The organism is Clostridium sp. DL1XJH146, from assembly GCF_054819755.1.
In genome coordinates this window covers 1-251 of the sequence record NZ_JBTVVN010000161.1, presented here as the reverse complement: position 1 = coordinate 251, position 251 = coordinate 1, and the positions used below count along the sequence as shown (strand labels likewise).

The window sequence follows — 251 nt, the reverse complement described above, 5'->3', positions numbered from 1 at the left end:
CGATTCAGGCGCTGCTTGACCGCTTCCTTGTTGATCATCTGGTTGACGGAGAAGTGCTTGCCGATATCACGCAGGAAGGTCAGCACGTTCATGCCGCCGAACCAGTCGTAGTTGTTGGCCGCGATAGCGCTGTTGCTGCCGCAGTCGAAATCGAGGAACGGGGAAACCTGTTTGCGGATCTTCTCCACCCACTCGTTCACCGTATCGGTGGTGTTCAGCTTGCGCTCCGCCGCTTTGAAGCTCGGATCGCC

Annotated in this window: 1 pseudogene; it reads right to left on the bottom strand. The window is 57.8% G+C overall.

The window, feature by feature from the left end:
* A pseudogene (locus ACVHXK_RS18935) lies at positions 1-251 on the bottom strand (tyrosine--tRNA ligase); the annotation flags it as partial.